This window comes from Rhodobacter sp. SY28-1 (assembly GCF_005222785.1).
In the GTDB taxonomy this organism is placed as follows: Bacteria; Pseudomonadota; Alphaproteobacteria; order Rhodobacterales; family Rhodobacteraceae; genus Tabrizicola.
On sequence record NZ_STGH01000002.1, the window covers coordinates 1 to 23,045 of the forward strand.

The 23,045-nt window shown below is 65.2% G+C and carries 22 protein-coding genes; 8 read left to right on the forward strand and 14 right to left on the reverse strand.

Features of this window, described 5'->3' with window-relative positions; translation table 11 throughout:
- Positions 1–202, reverse strand: a 202-nt coding sequence (locus E8M84_RS08995; protein ID WP_137110886.1) for an ATP-binding cassette domain-containing protein, incomplete at its 3' end; no start/stop codon positions are given.
- Positions 203–421: 219 nt separating this feature from the next.
- On the opposite strand from E8M84_RS08995, the gene E8M84_RS09000 reads away from it, so the two are divergent.
- A complete protein-coding gene (locus tag E8M84_RS09000) occupies positions 422–1,222 on the forward strand; it encodes an alpha/beta hydrolase (protein WP_137110887.1) in 801 nt (266 codons plus the stop codon).
- 169 nt (positions 1,223–1,391) lie between these two features.
- On the opposite strand, the gene E8M84_RS09005 is transcribed toward E8M84_RS09000, so the two are convergent.
- From E8M84_RS09005 to E8M84_RS09040, 8 genes are all read right to left on the reverse strand, one after another.
- Positions 1,392–2,255 carry an ABC transporter permease gene (locus tag E8M84_RS09005; protein ID WP_137110888.1) on the reverse strand — a complete coding sequence of 288 codons (864 nt, stop codon included), beginning with the start codon at positions 2,253–2,255 and terminating at the stop codon, positions 1,392–1,394.
- Positions 2,252–3,187: an ABC transporter permease gene (locus tag E8M84_RS09010; protein ID WP_137110889.1), complete on the reverse strand. Its 936-nt coding sequence runs from the start codon at positions 3,185–3,187 to the stop codon at positions 2,252–2,254. The genes E8M84_RS09005 and E8M84_RS09010 overlap by 4 nt, the downstream gene beginning before the upstream one ends.
- Before the next feature lie 4 nt (positions 3,188–3,191).
- Positions 3,192–4,274: an ABC transporter ATP-binding protein gene (locus tag E8M84_RS09015; RefSeq protein WP_137110890.1), complete on the reverse strand. Its 1,083-nt coding sequence runs from the start codon at positions 4,272–4,274 to the stop codon at positions 3,192–3,194.
- Positions 4,275–4,461: 187 nt separating this feature from the next.
- The gene (locus E8M84_RS09020) at positions 4,462–5,589 is read right to left on the reverse strand and encodes an extracellular solute-binding protein (protein ID WP_170971895.1); all 1,128 of its coding nucleotides are present in this window, start codon (positions 5,587–5,589) and stop codon (positions 4,462–4,464) included.
- Between the two features lie 286 nt (positions 5,590–5,875).
- On the reverse strand, positions 5,876–6,952 hold the full coding sequence (modC, locus tag E8M84_RS09025; protein ID WP_137110892.1) for a molybdenum ABC transporter ATP-binding protein: 1,077 nt from the start codon (positions 6,950–6,952) through the stop codon (positions 5,876–5,878).
- On the reverse strand, positions 6,949–7,644 hold the full coding sequence (modB, locus tag E8M84_RS09030; protein WP_137110893.1) for a molybdate ABC transporter permease subunit: 696 nt from the start codon (positions 7,642–7,644) through the stop codon (positions 6,949–6,951). Before modB ends, modC begins: the two co-directional genes overlap by 4 nt.
- A gap of 30 nt (positions 7,645–7,674) precedes the next feature.
- Positions 7,675–8,415, reverse strand: a complete 741-nt coding sequence (gene modA, locus E8M84_RS09035) for a molybdate ABC transporter substrate-binding protein (RefSeq protein WP_137110894.1) — start codon at positions 8,413–8,415, stop codon at positions 7,675–7,677.
- 57 nt (positions 8,416–8,472) lie between these two features.
- Positions 8,473–8,838, reverse strand: coding sequence for a winged helix-turn-helix domain-containing protein (locus E8M84_RS09040; protein WP_137110895.1), 366 nt, complete (start codon positions 8,836–8,838; stop codon positions 8,473–8,475).
- A gap of 223 nt (positions 8,839–9,061) precedes the next feature.
- On the opposite strand from E8M84_RS09040, the gene E8M84_RS09045 reads away from it, so the two are divergent.
- From E8M84_RS09045 to E8M84_RS09070, 6 genes are all read left to right on the forward strand, one after another.
- Entirely contained in the window at positions 9,062–10,339 is a 1,278-nt protein-coding gene (locus tag E8M84_RS09045; RefSeq protein ID WP_205914584.1) for an ABC transporter substrate-binding protein, read from the forward strand.
- A 109-nt stretch (positions 10,340–10,448) separates the two neighbouring features.
- Entirely contained in the window at positions 10,449–11,399 is a 951-nt protein-coding gene (locus tag E8M84_RS09050) for a carbohydrate ABC transporter permease (protein ID WP_137110896.1), read from the forward strand.
- Positions 11,396–12,229, forward strand: a complete 834-nt coding sequence (locus E8M84_RS09055) for a carbohydrate ABC transporter permease (protein ID WP_137110897.1) — start codon at positions 11,396–11,398, stop codon at positions 12,227–12,229. Before E8M84_RS09050 ends, E8M84_RS09055 begins: the two co-directional genes overlap by 4 nt.
- A gap of 4 nt (positions 12,230–12,233) precedes the next feature.
- The gene (locus tag E8M84_RS09060; RefSeq protein ID WP_137110898.1) at positions 12,234–13,235 is read left to right on the forward strand and encodes an ABC transporter ATP-binding protein; all 1,002 of its coding nucleotides are present in this window, start codon (positions 12,234–12,236) and stop codon (positions 13,233–13,235) included.
- A 57-nt stretch (positions 13,236–13,292) separates the two neighbouring features.
- Positions 13,293–14,078 (forward strand): ThuA domain-containing protein, encoded by a 786-nt coding sequence (locus tag E8M84_RS09065; protein ID WP_137110899.1) that lies wholly within the window; start codon positions 13,293–13,295, stop codon positions 14,076–14,078.
- Positions 14,078–15,133, forward strand: coding sequence for a Gfo/Idh/MocA family protein (locus tag E8M84_RS09070; protein ID WP_137110900.1), 1,056 nt, complete (start codon positions 14,078–14,080; stop codon positions 15,131–15,133). The genes E8M84_RS09065 and E8M84_RS09070 overlap by 1 nt, the downstream gene beginning before the upstream one ends.
- A 162-nt stretch (positions 15,134–15,295) precedes the next feature.
- Here E8M84_RS09070 and murD read toward each other — a convergent pair whose 3' ends face one another.
- On the reverse strand, positions 15,296–16,696 hold the full coding sequence (gene murD, locus E8M84_RS09075; protein WP_137110901.1) for a UDP-N-acetylmuramoyl-L-alanine--D-glutamate ligase: 1,401 nt from the start codon (positions 16,694–16,696) through the stop codon (positions 15,296–15,298).
- A 187-nt stretch (positions 16,697–16,883) separates the two neighbouring features.
- Between murD and E8M84_RS09080 the strand changes: the two genes are divergently transcribed.
- Positions 16,884–17,618 (forward strand): hypothetical protein, encoded by a 735-nt coding sequence (locus E8M84_RS09080; RefSeq protein ID WP_137110902.1) that lies wholly within the window; start codon positions 16,884–16,886, stop codon positions 17,616–17,618.
- On the opposite strand, the gene E8M84_RS09085 is transcribed toward E8M84_RS09080, so the two are convergent.
- The 4 genes from E8M84_RS09085 to E8M84_RS09100 all read right to left on the reverse strand — a co-directional run bounded on the left by E8M84_RS09085 (position 17,615) and on the right by E8M84_RS09100 (position 22,883).
- Complete coding sequence (locus E8M84_RS09085) at positions 17,615–19,168, reverse strand: tetratricopeptide repeat protein (protein WP_137110903.1); 1,554 nt, start codon at positions 19,166–19,168, stop codon at positions 17,615–17,617. The genes E8M84_RS09080 and E8M84_RS09085 overlap by 4 nt on opposite strands.
- A gap of 159 nt (positions 19,169–19,327) precedes the next feature.
- On the reverse strand, positions 19,328–20,392 hold the full coding sequence (locus E8M84_RS09090; protein WP_137110904.1) for an endonuclease/exonuclease/phosphatase family protein: 1,065 nt from the start codon (positions 20,390–20,392) through the stop codon (positions 19,328–19,330).
- 170 nt (positions 20,393–20,562) lie between these two features.
- Positions 20,563–21,654 (reverse strand): LysM peptidoglycan-binding domain-containing protein, encoded by a 1,092-nt coding sequence (locus E8M84_RS09095; protein ID WP_137110905.1) that lies wholly within the window; start codon positions 21,652–21,654, stop codon positions 20,563–20,565.
- 188 nt (positions 21,655–21,842) lie between these two features.
- On the reverse strand, positions 21,843–22,883 hold the full coding sequence (locus E8M84_RS09100; RefSeq protein WP_240790337.1) for a LysM peptidoglycan-binding domain-containing protein: 1,041 nt from the start codon (positions 22,881–22,883) through the stop codon (positions 21,843–21,845).
- Positions 22,884–23,045: the final 162 nt, after the last annotated feature.

Consider the following 23,045-nt stretch of genomic DNA (forward strand, 5'->3'; position numbering starts at 1 on the left):
CGTTCATCCGGTTCAGGCAGCGCAGGAAGGTCGACTTGCCGCAGCCCGAGGGCCCGATGAAGGCGGTCACGGCCCGGTCGAGGATATCGACCGACACGTCCTTCAGCGCGTGGTTCTGCCCGTAGTAGACTTGAACGCCCGTCGCCGAGATCTTGGCTGTCGCGCTGTCCAGTCCGGGAGTTGCCCCGCGCAAGTCGTCCATCGTCTGCTCCACGTCCGCGGCCGCCGGAAAGCGCCGCCTGCCTGCCGGTCTAGGACGGCATGGTGAAGCATATGCGACGGATTTGTAACAGATGAATGACGGAACCCGCCCGTGGCGGCTGGACCTCGCCCGCCGGTCCTGCGGCTGGTCCGCAGCACCCCCCTTGCGCAGGGTTGCAGGGCTGGCGCAGTGTCACCGCGACGTGACCGGAGCAATGCCTTGACCCTTCCCCCCTATCGCTGGCCGGACCCCGACCGCGACTATACGAATGGCGCCTTCATCCCCGGCGCAGCCGACTATCCGCCGCGCTGGACCAAAGAGGCCGCCGCATTCCGGCAGACGATCGGCAAGCGCGCCGATCTGGACCTGGAGTACGGCCCCTCGCCCCGCCAGCGGCTGGACCTTTTCCTACCCGAGGGCCAGCCCAAGGGCGTTGTCATGTTCGTCCACGGTGGATACTGGCACCTGTTTTCCAAGGCGCACTGGTCGCACCTGGCCGCCGGTCCACTGGCGCGGGGCTATGCGGTGGCGATGCCCAGCTATACCCTGGCCCCCGTCGCCCGGCTGGCCGAGATCACCGCCGAGATCGCCCGCGCCGCCTGGTTCGTCGGCACTCGGGTCTCGGGGCCGATCGTGGTGACCGGCCATTCCGCCGGCGGTCACCTGGCGGCCCGGATGGGCTGTGCCGACATTCCGGTCCCGGTCGCGCGGGTGGTGCCGATCTCGCCCCTGACCGAGCTGGGGCCGCTGATCGCCACGGGAATGAATGCGACCCTGAAGATCGACGAGCAGGAAGCCGTCAGCGAAAGCCCGGCCCGACTGGCCCTGCGGGACGGGGTCAGCGCGCATGTCTGGGTCGGCGGGGAGGAACGCCCGGCTTTCCTCTGGCATGCCCGGGTGCTGGCCGAGGAATGGGGCTGCGGCTGGACGGTCGATCCGGGGCGGCACCATTTCGATGTGATCGACTGTCTGGCGGACGCGGAAAGCCCTTTGTGCAAGACCCTGCTTGAAGGTCTCTAGCGGCATCTGTCGACGGTGGACATTTTCGGATTCCCGTGCAGAACCAAAGACTTGCCCGCGGACGTCAACCGTTTCTTAAGACTTGCCCAACACCCGCTCGTCGGTGGACTTCGTCCCTCCTCGCTGCGCTCAAGCGAGGAGGAGACGAAGTCGAACGACGAGCAGTTCGTCAGAGCATCGCTTCTTCCGCCCGCCGCGCCTCGGCTTCGCGTTCGGCCTCGATCCGCGCCTTGCGGCGGCGGTTCATCTCGTAGGCCAGGGCCAGCACCAGGGTCAGCAGGATCAGCAGGAACGCCAGCGCGTTGATCTTCGGCGTGATCCCCGACCGGACCTGGCTGAAGACATAGACCGTCAGCGTCGTCTCGTTCGCCTTGGTGAACAGAGTGACGTTGAAGTTCTCGATCGACTGGAAGAAGGCGATGGCCGCCGAAGCCGCGATGGCCGGGTAGAGATGCGGCAGAAGGATGCGCCGCAGCACCTGACCGTGGTTCGCGCCCAGGTCCAGCGCCGCCTCCTCCAGCCCCGGGTCAAAGCTTTGCAGCCGCGCCAGGACCAGCAGCATCACATAGGCCGCGATGTAGCTCACCTGACCCAGCGTCGCCAGATGCAGGCCCCGCCCGAACAGGAAGAAGCCGTTCGCCCCCACCGTCTGGCCCAGCTGGTTCCAGAACAGCACGGTCGAGATACCGATGACAAGGCCGGGCGCCAGAACCGGGGCAACCATGAAGCCATACAGCGTCGCCCGATACTTGCCGGAAATCGAGTTCAGCACGATGGCCGCCGCCGTCCCGATCGGCACCGCCAGCGCCACCACGGCCAGCGCCACGACGATCGAGTTCAGGAAGGCCCCCCACATGGTCTGATCGGCGAAAAGCTCACCGAACCAGGCCCAGGTGAAGCCCTTCCAGGGCGCAACCGTGGGCAGCTTGCTGTCGTTGAACGCCGCCCCCGCCATCACGATCAGCGGGACCAGCAGATACAGGATGAACAGGCCAAAGTAGAGCTGGCCCAGGAATGCGCGGTTCCGGCTCATTTGGCGATATCCGACAGTTTGACCTTGAAGAGCCGCATCGCGAGGATCACGAAGATGATGCAGACCAGAAGGAAGATCATCGAATAGGCGGCACCCGTGTTCCAGTCGAGCGCGTCATTGAACCAGGTGTAGATCGTCTGCGGGAACCAATTGGCCTTCGTTGACCCGACCACGGTCGGCACCAGAAGCGAGCCTGCCGACAGCATGAACACCATCACGCAGCCGGAGGCGATGCCCGGTTTCGCGTGCGGGATCACCACCCGCCAATGCGTCCGCCACCAGGGCGAGCCAAGGTCCTCGGCCGCCTCGATCTGGTTGGTGTCCAGCGACGTGATCGCCGTGTAGATCGGGAACAGCATGAACAGGACGTAGCAGTAGGTCAGCACGATCACGATGGCGTCGTAAGAGGTGAAGACCCCGTTCTGCCAGCGGATTCCCTGATCGATGATCCCCAGGCCCTTCAACAGCGCGTTCAGCGGGCCGTTGAAGGTCAGGATGATGTACCAGGCGAAGGCCCGCAGCGCCTCGGACACCCACATCGGGATGAAGAGCAGGAGGAGCAGCGTCGGGATCGACCTGGGGCTGGCGACCTTGGCCAGAAAGTAGGCCAGGGGATAGGCCAGGATCAGCGTCATGAAGGTGACCAGCGCCGAGAAGAACACCGTATCGACGAAGGTGCTGATGTGGACCGGGATCGAGATCGGGATGCCAAACCAGTTCGTCTCGATCGGGTTTGCCAGGATCTTTTCGTAGTTCTGCAGCGTGAAGACATCCTTCGGCCCGCCCAATTCGGCCACCGGCAGGTAGGGGAAGAAGCTTTCGAACAGCATCGAGAAGTTCGGCAGGATCACCAGGACGAGGATCCAGAAGGCGACCAGAAGGCAGAAGACTGCGGTCAACCCGGTGCCATAGCGGCGGATAAGGTCCTCCATGGCGTTACCCCCTGACGTTTGCGTCGGGCAACAGAAGGGCCCGCGCCGCATCGAAGGTGGCGAACACCTTTTCGCCCACCGCCGGAACCACGGTCACCCCGTCGTTCTTGACCTCCGCCGAAAGGCGTTTGCCCCCCGCCGCCTGGCCGTGGACCGAGATAAACGCGCCTTCGAAGGCAACCTCGGTCACCTCCATCTCGACCGAGTTCTCGGCGGCTTTCACTTTGGTCAGAAGCGTGTGTTCGGGGCGGACATACAGCTTCAGCGCCTTGCCTTGCGCCTCGGGCAGGACGCGGGCGCGGAAGCTGCCGTGCGCGCCGTTCAGGGCAGCCATGCCATCGGCCACCGGGCCCACCTCGCCCTCGAAGATGTTGTTTTCGCCGACGAAAGACGCCACGAAGCCGTTGACCGGGTTGTCATAAATGTCGCGCGGGGCGGCGATCTGCTGGATGCGGCCCTGGGACATGACGCCCACCCGGTCCGACATCGCCAGCGCCTCGCCCTGGTCGTGAGTGATGTAGATGAACGTGACGCCCGTCCGTTTCTGGATGGCGCGCAGTTCCGCCCGCATGTGCTGGCGAAGCTTGAGGTCCAGCGCCGAAAGGGGTTCGTCCAGAAGCATCACCTGCGGCTCCACCGCCAGGGCGCGGGCGATGGCCACCCGCTGCTTCTGCCCGCCGGACAGCTGGCTGACCATCTTGTCGGCAGCGCCCGGCAGGTCGACGAGTTTCAACAGGTCCTCGGCCTTCTTGCGCCGTGTGGCCTTGTCGACGCCGCGCACTTCCAGCCCGAACGAGATGTTTTCCCAGATCGGCATCAGCGGGAACAGCGCGAGGTTCTGGAAGATCAACGCAGTCGGCCGCTGGTTGGGCCGCGTGCCCTTCATGTCCTTGCCGCCGATCTTGATCGCGCCTTGCGTGGGTTCGATGAACCCCGACACCATGCGCAGGATCGTGGTCTTGCCGCAGCCCGACGGCCCGAGGAAGGAAAAGAACTCTCCCGGCTTTATCGAGACATTGGCGTTGTCGACGGCGCGGAAGGTGCCGAAGTCGCAGCAGACGTTTTCAAGATCAATTCCCGCGCTCATGTCGCGTGGTCCCCCAATCGTAGTCCCCAGAGTCATTCTTTTTGTTGGTCAGGCTAGCAGGCAACCCGGCCCAAGCAATGGGTATCGCCAGTTCAAGCCCGGTTCTCAGTCCAGGACGATCCGGCTCTGCCCAAAAAAGTCACGCCGAGCCCTTGCGGGCCCGGCGCTCTGCAGGTCATAGGCGCACTCAGGCGGCCTTGAACTTGTCGGCATATTCCGACCGCTTGGCGATGAATTCGGCGGTCTGTTCCGGCCACCACCACAGCTTCGCCAGCGCATCTTCGTTGAAGGTGCCGTTGTAGTAGGTGGCAACGTCCGGCGACATGAACTCGGCCGAGCCCTTGCCCACCGGGTTCGACGAGAAGGCGGTCGCCCACATCGCGGACCCTTCGCCGGTCGAGACGAACTTGGCGAACTCGTGCGCCTGCTCGACGTTGGCTGCGTTTTTCATCAGCACGAAGCCCTGGTGCCAGGCAAAAGCACCTTCGACCGGGGCGATGTACTTGTAGCCGTCGTTGCGCAGGTTGTAGCCGGTCGAATCCCAGCACAGGCCGATCGTGGCACCGTTCGCGGTGAAGCCGGCGTTCGCTTCGTTCTCGCCCGACCACCACTGGACGATGTTGCCCTTGGACTTGATGGCTTCCGCCAGCGCGATGTCCCACAGCTCGGTCATTGCGGCCATGTCGGTGTAGCCGTCCATCCACGGACGCGGCAGCTTGCCCTGGGCGTCCAGCCAGCGGCCCATCGCGGCCAGGGCCGAATGCGGACGCAGGACGGCCGGGTTTTCCGGGTTGAACAGGTCACCCAGCGAGGCGGGCGAGGACAGCTTGGCGTTGGCCTCGTTGACGACCAGCGCCTCGGTGCCCCAGTTCGACGGGACATAGTACAGCTGACCGTCCAGGCGCGACCGCTCACCGGCCGAGCCGTCGGCCAGACCGGGCAGGTAGTTGTCCATCGCCAGCTTGGATTCGTCCCAGGCCCCCAGCAGGCCGTTCGAGTTCCAGCCACCCCAACGGTCGATGGTCGGCTCCATCACGTCGATCCCGCCGGTTTCAAGGGCGACCTTGCCCTCGGCGAACATCGTGTCCTGGTCGGGAAGTTCCTTGAAGTTCACCTTGATGCCGGTTGCGGCTTCGAAGGCCGGGAACACTTTTTCAGCCAGCACCGGATAGCCGGCCCAGCCGATGAAGTTAACTTCGCCCGACGAGGCCAAGGCCTTCGACGAGATGATCGCCGGAGCGGCGAGTACGCCCGCACCAGCAGCGGACCCTTTCAGGAACCGGCGGCGGCTGAAGGCAGATTTTTCGTGTGTCACAGTTAGTCTCCCTGGTTTGATGGGCAGAGGCGCGGGCTGTCCCCGATTTTTTCGTTCATGCGGGCGCGCTTGCTGCGGTCTAACAGGCACCGTGTAACAGGACCTTGTCAGTCGCAAGAAGTTGCCGTGCGCGCCGACCTTACTCCCGCTTTGGGTGGGGCTGTCAACGGGGCTTTATGACAGTGCAACCGCAGGTAAGCACGCCACCAGCGCCCGCCGCGTTTTCAGGCGAAAATCCCCGGAAGCGGAAGCGCATCCGGCCCGACCTGGCGGACGGCGATTCGCATCATCCGGCGGGAGGCAGGCCCCCCACATCGGCCTGCGCCACCGCGACGGATTTCAGGACGGCATGCACCGTGACCCCGGGCGCCAGCGCTAGGGCCTGCGCCGATCTGCGGGTCAGGCGGGCCAGGATATGCTCTTGCCCCACCTCCAGCCGCACCAGGACCCCCGGCCCCTGCCCTTCGTGCAGGGCTGCGACACGGGCGGGCAGTATGTTCAGGGCCGACAGGCCGACCGGCCGGTCACGCGACAGGATCACATCCTGTGCCGCGATCCGCACCCGCAGGCTGCGCCCCGGCAGCCCAGCAATACGCGGCAGCCACAGCGGCCCTGCCGCCGTCTCCAGCCGGGTCAGCCCGTCCTCCTCCTGCGCCGCGATCCGCGCCGTCAGGACCGCACCCGCATCGCGCAGCCCCATCAATTGCGCCGTCGCGGGATCGGACAGGATCTCGGCCGCGGGGCCCAGAGCCTGCACCCGCCCGGCCTCGATCACCGCAATGGTCGTGGCCAGGCGGGCGACCTCGGGCAGGGCGTGGCTCACATAGAGGATCGGCAGGCCGGTCTCGTCCCGCAAGGCCTCGACATAAGGCAGGATCTCGGCCTTGCGCGCCTCGTCCAGCGCGGCCAACGGCTCGTCCATCAGAAGAAGGCGCGGCTGCGACAAAAGCGCCCGCCCGATGGCCACCCGCTGCTTCTCGCCCCCTGACAATGCCGCTGGCCGGCGCGAGAGCAGCGCCCCGATCCCCAGGAGGTCGACCACCCGCGCCATGCCTTCGACCTTCCGACCGCGGACGCGCGGGGCATAGGTCAGGTTCTCGGCCACCGTCAGATGCGGAAACAACCGCGCATCCTGAAAGACATAGCCCACTTCGCGCCGGTGCGGCGGCAGGTTGTCCAGCCGGGCACCGTCCAGCACGATCCGCGCCTCATCCGGGCGCAACAGTCCGGCGACCGCGTTCACGATGCTGGTCTTGCCCGACCCCGACCGCCCGAACAGGCAGGTCAGCCCGCCGGGCAGCACCATGTCGACCTCCAGCCGGAAGCCGGGAAAGGCGTGGCGCAGGTGAATGTCCAGCGTCATCGCCCCGCGATCCTTCTTGCCACCCGGCGTGACAGTGCTTCCGACAGGATCAGCGCGACCATCGCCACCGCGACCGAGATCACGACCAGCCGCAGCGCCGCGGCGTCACCGCCCGGGACTTGCAGGAACGCATAGATCGCCGTCGGGAGGGTCTGCGTCTCGCCCGGAATGTTGGCGACGAAGGTGATCGTCGCGCCGAACTCGCCCATCGCCTTGGCGAAGGCGAGGACCGCGCCCGCGATGATGCCGGGCAGGATCAGCGGCAAGGTGACGGTCAGGAACACCGTGGGACGCGAGGCGCCAAGCGTTCCGGCGGCTTCCTCCAGCTTCGGGTCCACCGCCTCGATCGCCAGCCGGATGGCGCGGACCATCAGCGGAAAGGCCATCACCGCTGCGGCAAGCGCAGCCCCGGTCCAGCGGAAGGCGAAGGTAAAGCCGAACCACTCCCACAGGGCAGCACCCACCCAGCCCTGCCGCCCGAGGGTCAGAAGGAGCAGGTAACCCGTCACCACCGGCGGCAGGATCAACGGCAGATGCACCAGACCGTTCAGCAGCGCATGGCCATAGAACCGCCCCCGCGCCAGCAAGAGCGCGACAGCGACCCCGAAGGGAAGGCTGACCAAGGTCGCCACCAGCGACACCCGCAGGGACAACAAGAGCGCTGTGGTTTCCTCGGGTGAAAGCCAGTCCATCGTCGGGTCACGCTGACATGCGGCCGGACGTCATGGCAAGGGGACGAAGCCGTTCGCCGCGAAGACCGCGGTGGCTTCGGCTTCGGACAGAAGTTCCAGGAAGGCACCCGCCTCCTCGCTTGCGGTGGCAGTCAGCGCGCCTGGATAGACGATGGGCTGGTGACTGTCGGCCGGAAAGCTGCCCACGACCGAAACCTTCGGCTCCGCAATCGCGTCCGAGGCATAGACGATGCCAAGCGGCGCCTCGCCCAGCGCCACAAGATCAAGCGCCGCGCGAACGTTCTCCGTCTGCACGACGCTCGGCTGGATCGCCGCCCACAGCCCAAGGCTTTCCAGCGCCTCCTTGCCGTATTGCCCTGCCGGGACGGAGTCGACCAGCGCCATCGACAGCTTGCCCCCCGCGAGGAGCCCGACAAGATCCAGCGAAGCGTCCACCGTCGCCGGGGCCGCCCCCGCCGCACCCACAAGGATCAGCGTGTTGCCCAGAAGGTCCCTGCGGCTGTCCGGCCGAATCAATCCCTTGCCCTCCAGATCGTCCATCCACTGCTTGGAGGCCGACAGGAAGATATCAGCAGGCGCGCCTTCCGCGATCTGTCTGGCCAGCGCCGAACTGCCGCCATAGGACACTACGACCCTGTTCCCGGTCGCCTCGGCATAGTCCGCCGCAATCTCGTCCAGTGCGGTCTTCAGGCTGGCCGCGGCAAAGACGGTGACATCGGCCATGGCGGGCTGGGCCATCAGGACGAAAGCTGCGGCAAGGATCGGGCGCATGGGATCTCCGATATGTCTGGCCGAACATATGGCGAAGGGAGGGCAGCGAGGCAAGCGTTATTTCCGGCTGGACATATCCCCAAGGAGGGCCGCGATGCGCGTGACGCCGGGTTCTGCGGCGGAATCGACGGCTGCCAGCAGATCGCGGTAGGCGGCCAGGACCGCCTGCCCGTCTTCGGACAGCACGGCACCGCCACCGCCTGCCCCGCCGCGCACCGACAGGACCAGCGGCGCGCGGAAGGCTGCGTTCATCTCTTCGACCAGCGCCCAGGCGCGCTTGTAGCTCATCCCCATGGCGCGGCCAGCTGCCGCAATCGACCCGGTCTCGGCGATCCGGGCCAGAAGCTCGCCCTTCCCCGGCCCGAAGACCAGCCGGTCGCCGAACAGAAGCCGCAGCCGCAAAGTGACCGGTTGATCCGCCATCCCGAAAGGATTGCCGCAATGGCCCGGGCTGACAAGGGCCCTGCCGCGAAAGCCGGGTCGCGGGAGAAACTTGGGCGGCAAGCATCGAATCGTTGACCAAAAGCGCTTTGGAGACTATTTCTCTCAAAACGTTTTGGAGGGAGTTGCGATGCTTGCCTTCGCATCCAAAGCGTTTTGAATGGAAAGTGGACGCCAACAAGGGCGGCCCTAGGGAGGAAAACCAATGAATATCATGAAGGGCCGCGCGCTTCGCGCGACTGCAACCGCAGCCATGCTCGCCGTGTTCGGCGCACCTGTCGTGGCGGAAGAGCTGTTCTACGTCTCCGGCGCTGTCGGCAATGCGGTCGAGAACTTCAAGACCCTGGTCAAGCCGTGGGAAGAAGCCACCGGCAACACCGTGACGCTGGTGCCGATGCCCGCCTCCACCACCGACCAGTTCGGCCAGTATCGCCTGTGGCTTGCCGCAGGGGCGACCGACATCGACCTCTATCAGACCGACGTGATCTGGGCGCCGCAGCTGGCCGACCACTTCGTCGACCTGACCGAGGTTGCCAAGGACCTCGCGCCGACGCACTTCCCCTCGATCATCCAGTCGCAGACCGTGAACGGCAAGCTCGTCGCGCTCCCGATCTTCACCGACGCGCCGGCGCTGTACTACCGCACCGACCTTCTGGAAAAGCACGGCAAGACCCCGCCGAAGACCTGGGCGGAACTGGCCGAGACCGCCAAGTTCATCCAGGACGCCGAACGTGCCGAGGGTGCGGCGGACCTCTGGGGCTTCGTCTGGCAGGGCAACGCCTATGAAGGCCTGACCTGCAACGCGCTGGAATGGGTCAAGTCCTTCGGCGGCGGCCAGATCGTCGAGCCTGATGGCACGATCTCGATCAACAACGAGAACGCCGTCGCGGCACTGGAGGCTGCGAAGTCCTGGGTCGGCACGATCAGCCCGGATGGCGTCCTGGCCTACCAGGAAGAAGAAGCCCGTGGCGTCTGGCAGACCGGCAATGCCGTCTTCATGCGCAACTGGCCCTATGCCTATGGCCTGGGCAATGGCGACGACTCCGCCGTCAAGGGCAAGTTCGCCGTGACCACCCTGCCCGTGGGCAAGGAAGGCGACACCTCGGCGGCAACGCTGGGTGGCTGGAACGTGGCCGTGTCCAAGTACTCCACCAAGCAGGAAGCGGCGATCAGCCTTGCCATGTATCTGGCGGGCCCCGAGGCGCAGAAGCAGCGCGCCATCGCGGAATCGAACCTGCCGACGATCATCGCGCTCTACGATGACGCCGACATCGCGGCCGCGCAGCCGATCATCCCGCAGTGGAAGGACGTGTTCCTGAACGCCGTTCCGCGGCCTTCGGCTCCGACGCTTGGCAAGTACAACGAGGTTTCGGCCAAGTTCTGGTCGGCCGTCCACAACACCCTGTCTGGTCAGGGCTCGGCGGCAGAAAACCTGGAACTGCTGGAAGTCGAACTGACCGACATCAAGGGGTCGGCCTGGTAAGTCCTCCCGGACCTGACTGATCCCAAAGGCGGGCGGCTTCTGAATTGCGGGGGCCGCCCGCTGTTACAAGACCGGGTCTCGGAGGGGGACCCGATAGGGGAGGGACATCATGGCAACGAATTCGGGGGGCTTGAGCCTTCTGCAACAACGCCAACGCGCGGCCTTCTGGTTCATCGCGCCCATGCTGGCGGCACTATTCTTCGTCGCGGCCTGGCCGCTTTTGCGGACGATCTGGTTCTCGCTGACCAACACCGCACTGTCCGACCTGTACGGCGGCGAATTCATCGGGTTCGACAACTATCTGTCGGTCCGTGTCCTGGAGTCGGGTCGCTGGATCTGGCGCGGCACGCTGGTCGATCCGGCCTGGTGGAACGCGGTCTGGAACACGGTGCGTTTCGCCTTCGTCTCGGTCTTCTTCGAGACCATCCTGGGCCTGATCGTCGCCCTCGTGCTGAACGCCGAATTCAAGGGCCGCGGCTTCGTGCGTGCCGCGATCCTGATCCCATGGGCCATCCCGACCATCGTGTCGGCCAAGATGTGGGCCTGGATGCTGAACGACCAGTTCGGGATCCTGAATGACATCATGCTGAACCTTGGCCTGATCGACCAGAAGATCGCCTGGACCGCCTCCGTGGACACCGCGATGTATGCCGTGCTGATGGTCGACATCTGGAAGACCACGCCCTTCATGGCACTTCTGATCCTCGCCGGTCTGCAGATGGTCCCCCGCGACATCTACGAGGCCGCGAAACTGGACGGCGTCAATCCGGTCAAGGTGTTCTTCAAGATCACTCTGCCGCTGATCCGCCCCGCGCTCGCCGTCGCGATCATCTTCCGGATGCTGGATGCCCTGCGCATCTTCGACCTGGTCTATGTGCTGACGCCCAACTCGGCGGCCACCAAGACCATGTCGGTCATCAGCCGCGAGAACATGATCGACTTCGACAAGTTCGCCTACGGGGCCGCGCAGTCGACGCTTCTCTTCGCGATCATCGCCGTCTTCGTCAGCCTCTACATCTGGCTGGGCAAGGTCGACCTTTCCGGGGAGGGCCAGAAATGACCGCTCAGAAACTTCTGTCCACCGTCGGTTTCTACGCGCTTGTCGTGGTGATCGTCGTCTTCTCGGTCTTCCCGTTCTACTACGCGATCGTCACGTCCTTCGCGACCGGGACCGAGCTCTTCAAGGTCAACTACCTGCCCAAGTCCTTTGACTGGGGGAACTACGAATCCGTGCTGGGTGGCCGCAACTTCCTGCGGTCCATCGTCAACTCGGTCTTCATCGCGACGACGACCGTGGTCTTCGCGCTGTTCCTGGCCGTCACCGCATCCTACGCTCTGGCGCGGGTGCGGTTCCGGGGGCGCGGGCTTCTGTTGATGATGATCCTCGCAGTGTCGATGTTCCCGCAGATCGCCGTGCTGGCGGGCCTGTTCGAGCTTGTCCGGTTCCTGGGCATCTTCAACACGCCCTGGGCGATGATCATGTCCTATGTGATCTTCACCCTGCCCTTCACGGTCTGGGTGCTGACAACCTTCATGCGCGACCTGCCGGTCGAGATCGAGGAGGCCGCCATCGTCGACGGCGCCACCCCCTGGATCATCATCACCAAGGTGTTCCTGCCGCTGCTGTGGCCCGCCCTGGTGACGACCGGCCTTCTGGCCTTCATCGGTGCCTGGAATGAATTCCTGTTCGCCCTGACCTTCACCTCGTCCGAAACGACCCGGACGGTGCCAGTGGCAATCGGCCTTCTGTCCGGCGCAAGCCAGCAGGAAATCCCCTGGGGTCCGATCATGGCGGCCTCGGTCATCGTGACCGTCCCGCTGATCATCCTCGTCCTCATTTTCCAACGCAAGATCGTCGCGGGTCTGACCGCGGGCGGCGTGAAGGGCTGACATCATGGCAAAGATCGAACTGAAGAACGTCACCAAGTCCTATGGCGCCGTCCAGGTCATCAAGGGCATCGACCTGACCATCGAGAAGGGCGAGTTCATGGTCTTCGTCGGGCCTTCGGGCTGCGGCAAGTCCACGCTTCTGCGCCTGATCTCGGGGCTGGAAGAGATCACTACGGGCGACATGCTCTTTGACGGGGAACGGGTGAACAACCTGATCCCGTCCAAGCGCGGCATCGCCATGGTGTTCCAATCCTATGCGCTTTATCCGCACATGAAGGTCTACGACAACATGGCCTTCGGGATGAAGCTGGACAAAACCTCGGACGCCGAGATCCGCAAGCGCGTCGAAAGTGCCGCCAAGCTTCTGCAGATCGACCACCTTCTGGACCGTCTGCCAAAGCAGCTGTCCGGCGGCCAGCGCCAGCGCGTCGCCATCGGCCGCGCCATCGTCCGCGATCCGCGCGTGTTCCTGTTCGACGAACCGCTGTCGAATCTGGACGCGGCGCTGCGGGTTCAGACCCGGCTGGAAATCGCGAAGCTCCACCATTCGATGTCCAACGTCACGATGATCTACGTGACCCACGACCAGGTCGAGGCGATGACCCTCGCCGACCGGATCGCCGTGTTGCGTGACGGGCGGCTGGAACAGGCCGGGTCGCCGGCAGAGCTTTACGAAAACCCGAACTCGCTCTTCGTGGCGGGCTTCATCGGCAGCCCGAAGATGAACTTCCTCACCGGCAAATTCGCCGCCGACCACGGCTGCACCACGCTTGGCGTCCGGTCGGAACACCTTGATGTCGATCCGAACGGCCCCTGGTCGGGTGAGGTCCTGCACGTCGAGGACCTCGGCTCCGACCACTTCCTCTTCGTGGAAATCGGCAGCGACGAACCTGTCATTGTCCGCCGCCCCGGCAAAGCCGACATCGCGGTGGGCGCGAAGGTGTCCATCGCGCCGAAACCCGGCCACCTCTACCGCTTCGACGCCGACGGCAAACCCGTCCGCTGACCCTACCCCGTGCCCGGGACGTTCCCGGGCGCGTATCCTTATCCATGGAGACGACTTATGACCATACGAGTCACCGTTTGGGGCGAAAACGTCCACGAGCAGAAGAACAAGGTGGTGGCCGAGGTTTACCCCAAGACCATGCACGGCACGATCGCCGAGTTCCTGAACAAGGAAGACGGGATCAAGGCGACCAGCGTGACGCTGCAGGACAAAGAGCATGGCATGACCGAAGCCAAGCTCAAGGAAACCGACGTGCTGATCTGGTGGGGCCATGCCGCCCACGGCGACGTCGATGACAAGATCGTCGAGCGCGTGGCCGAGGCCGTCTGGTCCGGCATGGGCGTGATCTTCCTGCACTCCGCCCACTTCTCCAAGCCTTTCAAGCGGCTGATGGGCACGCCCTGCAACCTGTCCTGGCGCGAGGCCGGGGAACGGGAACGCCTCTGGGTCACCAGCCGTCACCACCCCATCGCCCGCGGCATCCCCGACCACTTCGAGATCGAATACGAAGAGATGTACGGCGAGCCCTTTGGCGTCCCCGAACCGCTGGAAACCGTTTTCGTTTCGTGGTTCCAGGGCGGCGAAGTTTTCCGCTCGGGCCTCACCTACCGGCGCGGCGCGGGGAACATCTTCTACTTCCGCCCGGGGCATGAGACCTATCCGACCTACCACCAGCCCCTGGTGCAGAAGGTCATCACCAACGGCGTCCGCTGGGCCTACAACCCCGAGGCGCGGCTGGCGAAACCGACCGACGCCCCGAACACCCCCATCGGCAAGACGCTGGAACCGCTGGAGGAACGCGGCCCCCGCCTGCACCACGACGGCGAGGCGGGGTTCCGCTGATGCAACCCGTCCGCATCCTGATCCTTGGCACCGGCGGCATGGCGAAGAACCATGCCGACCACTTTGCCGCCATTCCCGGCGTCACCGTCGTCGCCGGGATCGACACCCGTCCCGAACAGCTTGCCGCCTTCCAGCAGGCCCACAACATCCCGCACGGCTTTGCCTCCGTCCAGGACGCCATCGCCTGGGGTGAGTTCGACGCGGTCACGAACGTCACTCCCGACGCCGCCCACTATGCGACGACCCTGCCCTTCCTGGCTGCGGGCAAGCATGTCCTGTGTGAAAAGCCGCTCGCCACCAACGCCGCCCATGCCAGCGAAATGGCGGCAGCTGCGGCGAAGGCGGGCGTCGTCAACATGGTGAACCTCACCTACCGCAACGTCCCCGCGCTGCAGAAGGCCGCCCAGATGGTCCGCGCCGGCGCCATCGGCACCATCCGGCATTTCGAGGCCTCCTACCTGCAAAGCTGGCTCACCCAACCCGCCTGGGGAGCCTGGGACAAGGAGCCGCAGTGGCTCTGGCGCCTGTCGACAAGGCACGGTTCCAAGGGCGTCCTGGGCGACGTCGGCATCCATATCCTCGACTTCGCGACCTTCATTGCCGGGATGGATGCAACGCAGATTTCCTGCCTGCTGCAGACCTTCGACAAGGCACCCGGCGGTCAGATCGGCGAATACGTCCTCGACGCCAACGACAGCGCCACGATGCAGGTCCGCCTGTCCAACGGCGCGCTTGGCACCGTAGCGGCCACCCGCTTTGCGACCGGCCACCTGAACGACCTGCGCCTGCGGCTTTACGGCATGACCGGCGGTCTGGAAGTGCGGTTCGAAAAAGCGGAAAGCCACCTGCGCGCCTGCTTGGGCGACGACATCAACACTGGCACCTGGGTAGACGTCGACTGCCCCGCCGTCCCCACCGTCTACCAGCGCTTCATCGCCGCCATCCGCGGCGAAGGCCCGGCCGACCCCGACTTCGCCCGGGGTGCCGCGCTGCAGGTCCTTCTGGACAAGGCCGAGGCTTCCGCCGGCCAGGACGGGAAACTGCTGGCCGTCTGACACAAACGGGGCGGGACAACACTCTCCCGCCCCGATTTGCCCATGTCCCAAATACTCCCGCGCGGCGCGCTCTCCGAGGAGGAGGGCGCAAGGCCCGACGACGAGACAATAGACTTGCGCGTCAGCGCTCCATCAGAAAACCGCCCGAACCCGCGCTTGAAGTCAGCCGATCAGCGCCTTCACCCGCGCGGTGAAGTCCTCGCCCCGCTTCTCGAAGTTCGGATACTGGTCGAAACTCGCCGCCGCCGGGGCAAGCAGAACCACCTCCCCCGCCACTGCCTCCTCGGCCGCCCGCGCCACCGCCCGCTCCATCGTCTCACAGATCTCATGCGGCAGGTCGCCGATCTGCAAGGCGAAGTCTCGCGCCGAATGGCCGATCAGATAGGCCTTCACGACCGAGCCCAGATAGGGCTTCAGCGCCGAAATCCCACCGTCCTTGCCCATCCCCCCGGCAATCCAGCGGATCTTCGGAAAGGCCTGCAAGGCCTTCGCCGCCGCATCCACATTCGTCGCCTTCGAGTCATTGACGAACCGCACCCCGCCCTTCTCGCCGACCAGCTGGCTGCGGTGGGGCAAACCGGCAAAGGAATGCAGCGCCCCCTCGATCAGCTTCGGCGCCAGCCCCAGCGACCGGCAGGCCGCATAGGCGGCACAGGCGTTCTGGTGGTTATGCGCACCCGGCAACCCCTTGATCTCGCGCAGGTCGATGGACGCCACCTGCCGCCCCTTGCGCCATTCCGCCAGAAACCCCTTCCGGGCAAAGACCGACCAGCCGTAGCCCTCCAGCTTCTGACCCGACGACACCCGGATCACCCGGTCATCTTGCGGCCCCTGCCCCAGCGCGCCCGCCAGATACCGCCCTTCAACCTCATCCACCCCCACCACGGCCCGGTCCGGCCCGCCAAGCATGAACAGCCGCGCCTTGGCAGCGAAATAGCCGCCCATCCCGCCATGCCGGTCCAGATGGTCCGGCGAGAGGTTCGTAAAGACCGCCACATCCGGCGTCAGCGCCCGGGCAAGCTCGGTCTGGTAGGAGGACAGTTCCAAGACCACCACCTCGCCATCGACGGGCGGGTCGATGGACAACACCCCCTTGCCGATGTTCCCCGCCATCTGCGTGGGCTTGCCTGCGACCTGCAGGATGTGGTGGATCAAGGCCGTTGTCGTCGACTTGCCGTTCGACCCCGTCACCGCCACGATCTTTGGCGGGGTTTCCATCTCGTCCCATTCCGGCCCCGCGGCGCTTTGGAAGAACAGGCCGATATCGTTGTCGACCGGGATCCCCAGTTCCAACGCCCGGGCGATGATCGGGTTCGGCGCCGGATAGAGATGCGGGATGCCGGGAGATGTCACCAGACAGGCCACCCCTTCCAGCGCGGCGTGGCGGGTCAGGTCGGTCTGCGTAAACCCCTCGGCCTCGGCCTTGGCCCGCGCCTCGGGACTGTCGTCCCAGAGCAAGGGCTCTGCCCCCCCGGCCTGCAGCGCCGCCGCCGTCGCCAGCCCCGACCGGCCCAGCCCCAGCACCGCAACCCTCTCGCCCTTGTAACCCTTGACCGGGATCATGCCTTCCCCCTTTGCGCTGAGACAGGGATAGGGGACGCGCTCGACAAGGGAAAGGGGGTGATCGGCCCGGTGCCGCCCGGCAAACCCCGTCCGCCTTGTCTATTCCCGCCGCCACGGGCATTGTCCCGCCGACAACGGGTCCACCCGGGGCGACAGACCCCTACGGACCGGCCGGACAGGGACGCCCATGCGCAAGGTATTGCAGAAGATCGGAAATCGCTACTGCCGCTGGCAGCTGGAGCGCGCGCTGCCCGGCATCCATGCCCAGTTGAAGGCCTATTCCAAAGGCTCGACCACCACGGGCACTCAAGCCATCACCATGTGGGCAGCGGTCAAGCGCATCCTGAAGCACCGCCCGAACTGGATCCTTGAATCCGGCACCGGCTCTTCGACCCTGATCCTTGCCGCCGCCGTCCACCGCCTGCGGCGCGAGGACCCGACCTACCAGGGCCGCATCGTCAGCATGGAAAGCGTCCCCGAATGGCACGCGACCGCCGAGACGATGCTGCCCGATGCCTGCCGCGACGTGGTCGAGATCGTCCTTGGCCCGCGCGAGAAGTTCGAGATCGCGATGTTCCGCGGCTATATCCACGGCAACATCCCGAAGCACGATTATGACTTCGTCCTTCTGGACGGCCCGAAGTTCTGGGACGAGCGTGGTCTCGCCTTCTGCGCCGACATCTTCCGCGCGATGGAACTGTCATCCGCCCCGGTGATCCACGGGGTGGTCGATGGCCGGGCCAGTTCCGTGATGGTGATCCAGGCGATCTACGGCGTTGCCGCCGCGCGCTATTGGCACTTCCGTTACGCGGCAGGCTTCTCGCTGCCGAAGATCGACTTCACCGATGCCGACCTGAAGACCTCGCGGGATTTCCGCTGCTCGCCCACCGGCCGGCTCAGCTGGGTGCATTTCCGCCGCTAGGCGCCAGCCGCCAGTCCCGGCGCACCGGCCTGCCCGGCGGCCCACAGAGCCTCGACCCCTGGACGGTGGGCCGAGCCCGGCAGATGCGCCGCGATCAGAGCGCGGAAGTTCCGCGTCACCTTTTGCGTCGCCGGATGCAGGTCACCCAGCGTGGCGCGGAAGATCGTGAGTGCGGCCGCGTAAAGCTCCTCGGCCTCGGCGGGACGACCCTGCGCCTCGACCACCCCGGCCAGGTTGTTCAGGCCGATGCCATAGTCGCGATGCGCCTCGCCGATGGTCGCCCGGTCGATCTCCAGCGCCGTGCGGAACAGCGTCTCCGCTTCGGGCAGGCGGCGCTGCGCCCGGACCGCTTCGGCCAGGGCGCAGATGCGCCCGGCGAACTCGGGATGCGTCCGGCCGATCAGCGTCTGCTCAAGCTGCAGGGCCTGCCGGTAGTGCCGCTCGGCCAGATCGGGGCGGCCGTGCCGTTCGGCCAGTTGCGCCAGACCGGTCAGACATTCGATGGCCACCGGGTGCGTCCCGCCTGCCAGACGACCCGACAGGTCCAGCGCCTTCAGGTGCAAGGGTTCCGCCTCAGCGTCGCGATCCTGGGCCTGCAGGATTAGCGCCATCGCGTTCAGCCGGGCGCAATAGTCGGGATGCGCCTCGCCCAGGGTTTCCCGGGTGACCGTCAGCGCCTTGCGCAGCACGCCTTCGGCATCCGCGAACCGCTCTTGCGCCTCCAGCACCCGGGCCAGTTGCGCCAGGTGCCGGGCATGGTCCACACCGGCAATCCCCGCCGCACCGCGCCCCACCAGAACCGCCTTGCGCAGCATCCCTTCCGCCTCGGACAGGCGGTCCTGCGCTTCCAGCGTCAGCGCATGGTCGGCCATCGCCATCGCGCGGTCCGCGGCCAGACCTGAGGTTTCGGCCAGCACCAGCAGCCCCTTGCCAAAGCGGAAGGCCGCCGTCAGGTCGCTAGTCTGGCAGGCGAGCGCGCGTGCCTTCTGCAGGGACCGCAGGTCGGGGTTCAACCGCGCGGCCTCCAGGTAGTGGTTTGCCGCCTCGGTCCAGCGCAAGGCGGCTTCGGCGATCACCCCCCGGGCAAAGGCGAGCCGCCCCGCCAGGTCCGCCGGGGCGGCGTTCAGATCGGCAAGTTCGGCCAGGATCATGTCGGCCGGGCCCATCCGGCCCACCCGCAAGCCAGCCATCGCCTCGGACAGCCGCACGAGCCCCGTCCGTCCCAGGACCTGCACTGCCTCGACCAGAAGCTGACCGATCTCGGCCTGCTGTTCGGCCAGGGCCATCCCGTCCCAGGGCCGGTTCGCAACCTGCTGCACCACCGCCATCAGCGCCCGATGCGCGCGCTCCAGCCCGGCCCGCAAGGCAACCGCCTCGGCCGGACCCGCCTCACGCAGTTGCAGGAACAGGGCCTCGCACTCACCCCGCAGCACCGCCTTGCGGGCGACCAGCGCCGCCTCGCCCGTATCTGCACCCATGTCCGAAGCAGTCTCAGGCCAGCCCGATCCGGGGGCCTCGGCAAAGGCAGACATCTGGTTCAGTCGCGTCACGTTCGTCCTGCAGGTCCACGGCCGTCACGCTGCGACGGTCCGAAATGGTGTAGGGGACAGGTTCCATTCTCGCAAGAGTTGTCCAATCCGCACCTTTTCACCGAAGCCCCGGGTGACGACGTCCTGCAACACCTTGCCGCAAGCCCGCCGCCTTCTGTGTCAGGCTACCGGCCCCGAGACCAATGCCTGCGCCTCAGCTTTCATCGGGCGGTACTTGAACCGGGCCGAGATGATGCCGTGATCGTTCGTCCCGCTTTCCTTGTGGTCGTCCCAGTTCAGGTGGTCGTTCATCACCACCATCCCGTCGAACAGCCACACCCGCTTGCGGCTGTTGTCGTAGAACTCCTGGCTGACCAGGATATGGTCCAGGCTTTCCATCATGTCCTGGTGGATATGGGTGTAATAGACATCCCGCGTGTTGCGGTATTCCTGCAGCGTCTGCGCAGTGTACAGCGCCGCGTCCCCGCCACCGATGCTGTCGCCCACCAGATACTGCGGCTGTTCGGTCAGGATGTTTGCCGTGTTCGACATCTGGCTGTCGTTGATGTCGCCCAGCACGATGACCGGCGCGTCGTTGCCACGCATCAGCCCGGTCAGCAGGAACCGCAGCGCCGAGGCCTCGGCCGTCCGCCGGATCGTCGACAGCGCCGCGCCGAGATTGCCCTGATGCGGCCTGTATCGGTCGCGGTCGGCATTGAACCAGCGCTCGCGGAAGACCTTGGTCGGGGCCTTCGACTTGAAATGGCAGACGAAGACATGGACCAGCGCCTGATCCTCGCGCGGGCGGATGGTGAAATGCAGGACCGGGCGCGAGAAGCTGCGCAGCTTCACGCTGATCGCCGCGGTCTGCGGATCGTCGCCCCGGCTTTCCAGGACAAAGCCCTCGGGGAAAACGGTGATCCACTCCGGTTGGCCCACCAGCAACCCCTTGGCCACCATGGCCGCGCAGACGATGCGCTTGCCGTCCGCGTCGGGCGGGATCAGCAGGTCATAATCCGCCGCCAGCCCTGCCGCCGCCACCGCCCGTTCCAGCGAGGCGCGATGCCACAGTTCCTGAAACCCCATCACATGCGGCTTCAGCCGGGTCATCACTGCCCGGGTCCAGTCGATCTTCCGGTCATAGACATCCTGCGGCCAGGCATCGTCATCGCCATACAAGGGCAGGCCGGGCTCATTCAGGTTCAGCAGATTGAAGGTGGCGATGTCCAATGCGCGCAGCTTCATGGCAAAATCCTTTCCGGTTCAATGCCGCAACCTTAGCACGAAACCGGCCCGATTCCGGTGATGATTTTGCCGTCAGGATGCGGCTGGCCCGGCCCGCGAAAGTCGCACGGGTCCGGGCCTTATGCCGGGGACGGATGCTGCCAGGCCGTCTGACCTGACAGCCGCTGATCCTATTCCTTCGACGTGTTGTGGGCCGAAAGACCCGTCGCCACGATGTCGTACCATTCTCCGCTTTCCCGCATCTCCTGCAGGCCGCGGTTCACAATCTCGATGTATTCCTTCGCATGCGGGTTGGACTTGGCGATCACCAGATGATGCGTGTTGAAGGTCGCCAACGCCGGGTTGAGCTCTACCTTGTCCGTGGCATCCAGCGCCTCGAAGTTGGCTGTGGTGGTCTCGATCTCCAGCGAATACAGGTCCACTTCGCCCGCCAGCAGCATTTCGGCGCATTCCATCGGCGTCTTCGGGCGCACGAAAGTCACCGTTGGCTCGGCTAGGCCTTCCACCTCAAGATCGCTGATCGGCCAGCCCTCGGGACGGCAGATCGTGGCGCCCAGGTAGTCGGAGAACGCGCGCGCGCCGGCATACTTGCTGTCGACCAGCGTGTTGTAGGAATAGGCAACCTCGTAGAGCGGCAGCGAGAATTCGAACTCGGTGCACATCTTGACCGCAAACTCGCCCAGCATGTCCAGCTTGGAACAATCGGGCTTCGACCAGGCAATCGACATGTCGAAGGCGTTCGACGGCAACAGGGCCTGAATATGGGCATCCCAGTCATCGACGAATGAAATCTTGTGCGCGCTGGCGTTGCCTGCGCGGTTCAGCGCGGTCACGGTCATCTGCACATAAATGCCGCCCCCGGGCAGGCTTTCATCCGTGAAGGGCTTCCAGTCGTTGCCGGTGACCAGCTTGATCGGCGGGCTGTAGGGGCGGTTCGGATCGCTCGTCTCGGCCTGCTTGGCGGTTTCGGCAGAGATCACGCTGCTCAGTTCAGAACCGGCGGTCAGGCGCCCGTCCTCGCAGGGCAGGACCAGTTGCAGGCCGACCGGCAGGTCACTTGGATTGCTGGCAATGGCTTCACGGTTGGCGTTGAAGATCATCTGGTAATTGTAGGACCCATAGGCCGCCTGGGCGATCGAGCCCAAGCTGTCCCCCTCCTTGACCGTGTAGGTCGTGCAGGCCTCTTGCGCCATGGCAGCCACAGGCAACCCCAGGACAAGCCCGAACGCAGCCCCCACGCCCCCCATCTGTCGCTTCGTCATATCCCGTCACCTCCCTGGCGGTCTGTTTCAGCTTGCGGGACGTTAGCGGGAATGCGTCAGGTCATTTTCCCGAACATGGGGAATCGCGCAGTCAATACGACTGCTTTTCGATCAAAAACGACACTATTCGGGTCTTTGCCTTGCCGGGGACGGCCAAGACCAGCGGCCCGAACCGTCCCCGACCCCAGTCACTGGGCGATGTTGTTGTAGGCCGCAAGGCTGGAGGCCACGACATCATACCACTCGCCTGACTCGCGCATTTCGCGCAGGCCCGCGTTGACCGCATCCAGATAGTCCCGCCCCCGCGGGTTGGACTTCAGGACAACAAAGCCCTGCGGCATGAACTCTGCCAGGTAGCTGTTCACCACCACGTTCTTGCCGCCCTCCGGGTCCTCCTTCAGGTTCCCCGCGATGAATTCTACATCCATTGCATAGACATCGACTTCGCCGCTTTGCAGCTTTTCGTAGCATTCGTTGAATGCCTCCGGCCGCACCCAGGTCACCAGCGGTTCCACCAGACCGTTCCGGATCAGGTCCGAGCTTGCCCAGCCGACCGGACGGCACATGCGCGCCCCGGCGAAATCATCATAGCTCCGCGCCTCGGCGTACTTGCTGTCGGCCATTGTGGCATAGCCATAGACGATCTCGTAGATCGGGTCCGAGAAGTTGAACTCCAGGCACAGCTTGCGCGCCAGATCGGGCAGCAGGTCCGCGTTGGTGCAGTCCTCGATGTCCCAGGCAATCCCGACATCGAACGCGCCTGAGGGCAGCAGCGTGTCGATATGGGACACCACGTCGTCGACATAGGACACCTTGTAGGCCATATCGTTTCCGGCCCGCTCCAGCGCAGTGGTCACCAGACGGACGAACATGCCGCCGCCCGGCAGAGATTCGTCGGTAAATGCGGCCCAGCCATTCGCCGTCAGCACCCGCACCGCCGGGCGGTAGGCGCCGTCCTTCTTCGGGGCCGCAGCGGCCTTGTCGGCCTCTTGCTGGATGATGGTGCCGACCTCGGCATCAGCCGTAAGGCGCCCGTCCTCGCAGGGCAGGACAAGCTGGGTCCCGGCGCTCAGGACATTCGCGCCCGAGGCCAGAATCTCGCGGTTCGCGTTGAAGATCAGCTGATAGTCGAAGGTGCCGTAGGCGGACTGCGCGATCGAGCCCAGCGTATCGCCGTCCTTCACGGTATAGGTGGTGCAAGCCTCCTGCGCCGACGCAAGGGACGGCATGACCAAACCAAGTCCAATCGCTACCGCCCAACCCAATCTTTTGTTGCCAAGCATCTTGTGTCTCGCAGTTAAAGTTAACACGACAAGTTTCGAGACTACCCGCAAATGGGTCGATAACTTTGCGCGTTCGTGACTGAAATAAGGCCTTGCGCCCCTGATTGT

Excerpts from the sequence above, each read along its gene's own strand:
- E8M84_RS09005 (WP_137110888.1), bottom strand. The coding sequence starts at position 2,255 with ATGAGCCGGAACCGCGCATTCCTGGGCCAGCTCTACTTTGGCCTGTTC.
- E8M84_RS09010 (WP_137110889.1), bottom strand. The coding sequence starts at position 3,187 with ATGGAGGACCTTATCCGCCGCTATGGCACCGGGTTGACCGCAGTCTTC.
- E8M84_RS09015 (WP_137110890.1), bottom strand. The coding sequence starts at position 4,274 with ATGAGCGCGGGAATTGATCTTGAAAACGTCTGCTGCGACTTCGGCACC.
- modC (WP_137110892.1), bottom strand. The coding sequence starts at position 6,952 with ATGACGCTGGACATTCACCTGCGCCACGCCTTTCCCGGCTTCCGGCTG.
- modB (WP_137110893.1), bottom strand. The coding sequence starts at position 7,644 with ATGGACTGGCTTTCACCCGAGGAAACCACAGCGCTCTTGTTGTCCCTG.
- modA (WP_137110894.1), bottom strand. The coding sequence starts at position 8,415 with ATGCGCCCGATCCTTGCCGCAGCTTTCGTCCTGATGGCCCAGCCCGCC.
- E8M84_RS09040 (WP_137110895.1), bottom strand. The coding sequence starts at position 8,838 with ATGGCGGATCAACCGGTCACTTTGCGGCTGCGGCTTCTGTTCGGCGAC.
- E8M84_RS09045 (WP_205914584.1), top strand. The coding sequence starts at position 9,062 with ATGAATATCATGAAGGGCCGCGCGCTTCGCGCGACTGCAACCGCAGCC.
- E8M84_RS09050 (WP_137110896.1), top strand. The coding sequence starts at position 10,449 with ATGGCAACGAATTCGGGGGGCTTGAGCCTTCTGCAACAACGCCAACGC.
- E8M84_RS09055 (WP_137110897.1), top strand. The coding sequence starts at position 11,396 with ATGACCGCTCAGAAACTTCTGTCCACCGTCGGTTTCTACGCGCTTGTC.
- E8M84_RS09060 (WP_137110898.1), top strand. The coding sequence starts at position 12,234 with ATGGCAAAGATCGAACTGAAGAACGTCACCAAGTCCTATGGCGCCGTC.
- E8M84_RS09065 (WP_137110899.1), top strand. The coding sequence starts at position 13,293 with ATGACCATACGAGTCACCGTTTGGGGCGAAAACGTCCACGAGCAGAAG.
- E8M84_RS09070 (WP_137110900.1), top strand. The coding sequence starts at position 14,078 with ATGCAACCCGTCCGCATCCTGATCCTTGGCACCGGCGGCATGGCGAAG.
- murD (WP_137110901.1), bottom strand. The coding sequence starts at position 16,696 with ATGATCCCGGTCAAGGGTTACAAGGGCGAGAGGGTTGCGGTGCTGGGG.
- E8M84_RS09080 (WP_137110902.1), top strand. The coding sequence starts at position 16,884 with ATGCGCAAGGTATTGCAGAAGATCGGAAATCGCTACTGCCGCTGGCAG.
- E8M84_RS09090 (WP_137110904.1), bottom strand. The coding sequence starts at position 20,392 with ATGAAGCTGCGCGCATTGGACATCGCCACCTTCAATCTGCTGAACCTG.
- E8M84_RS09095 (WP_137110905.1), bottom strand. The coding sequence starts at position 21,654 with ATGACGAAGCGACAGATGGGGGGCGTGGGGGCTGCGTTCGGGCTTGTC.
- E8M84_RS09100 (WP_240790337.1), bottom strand. The coding sequence starts at position 22,883 with ATGCCGTCCCTTGCGTCGGCGCAGGAGGCTTGCACCACCTATACCGTG.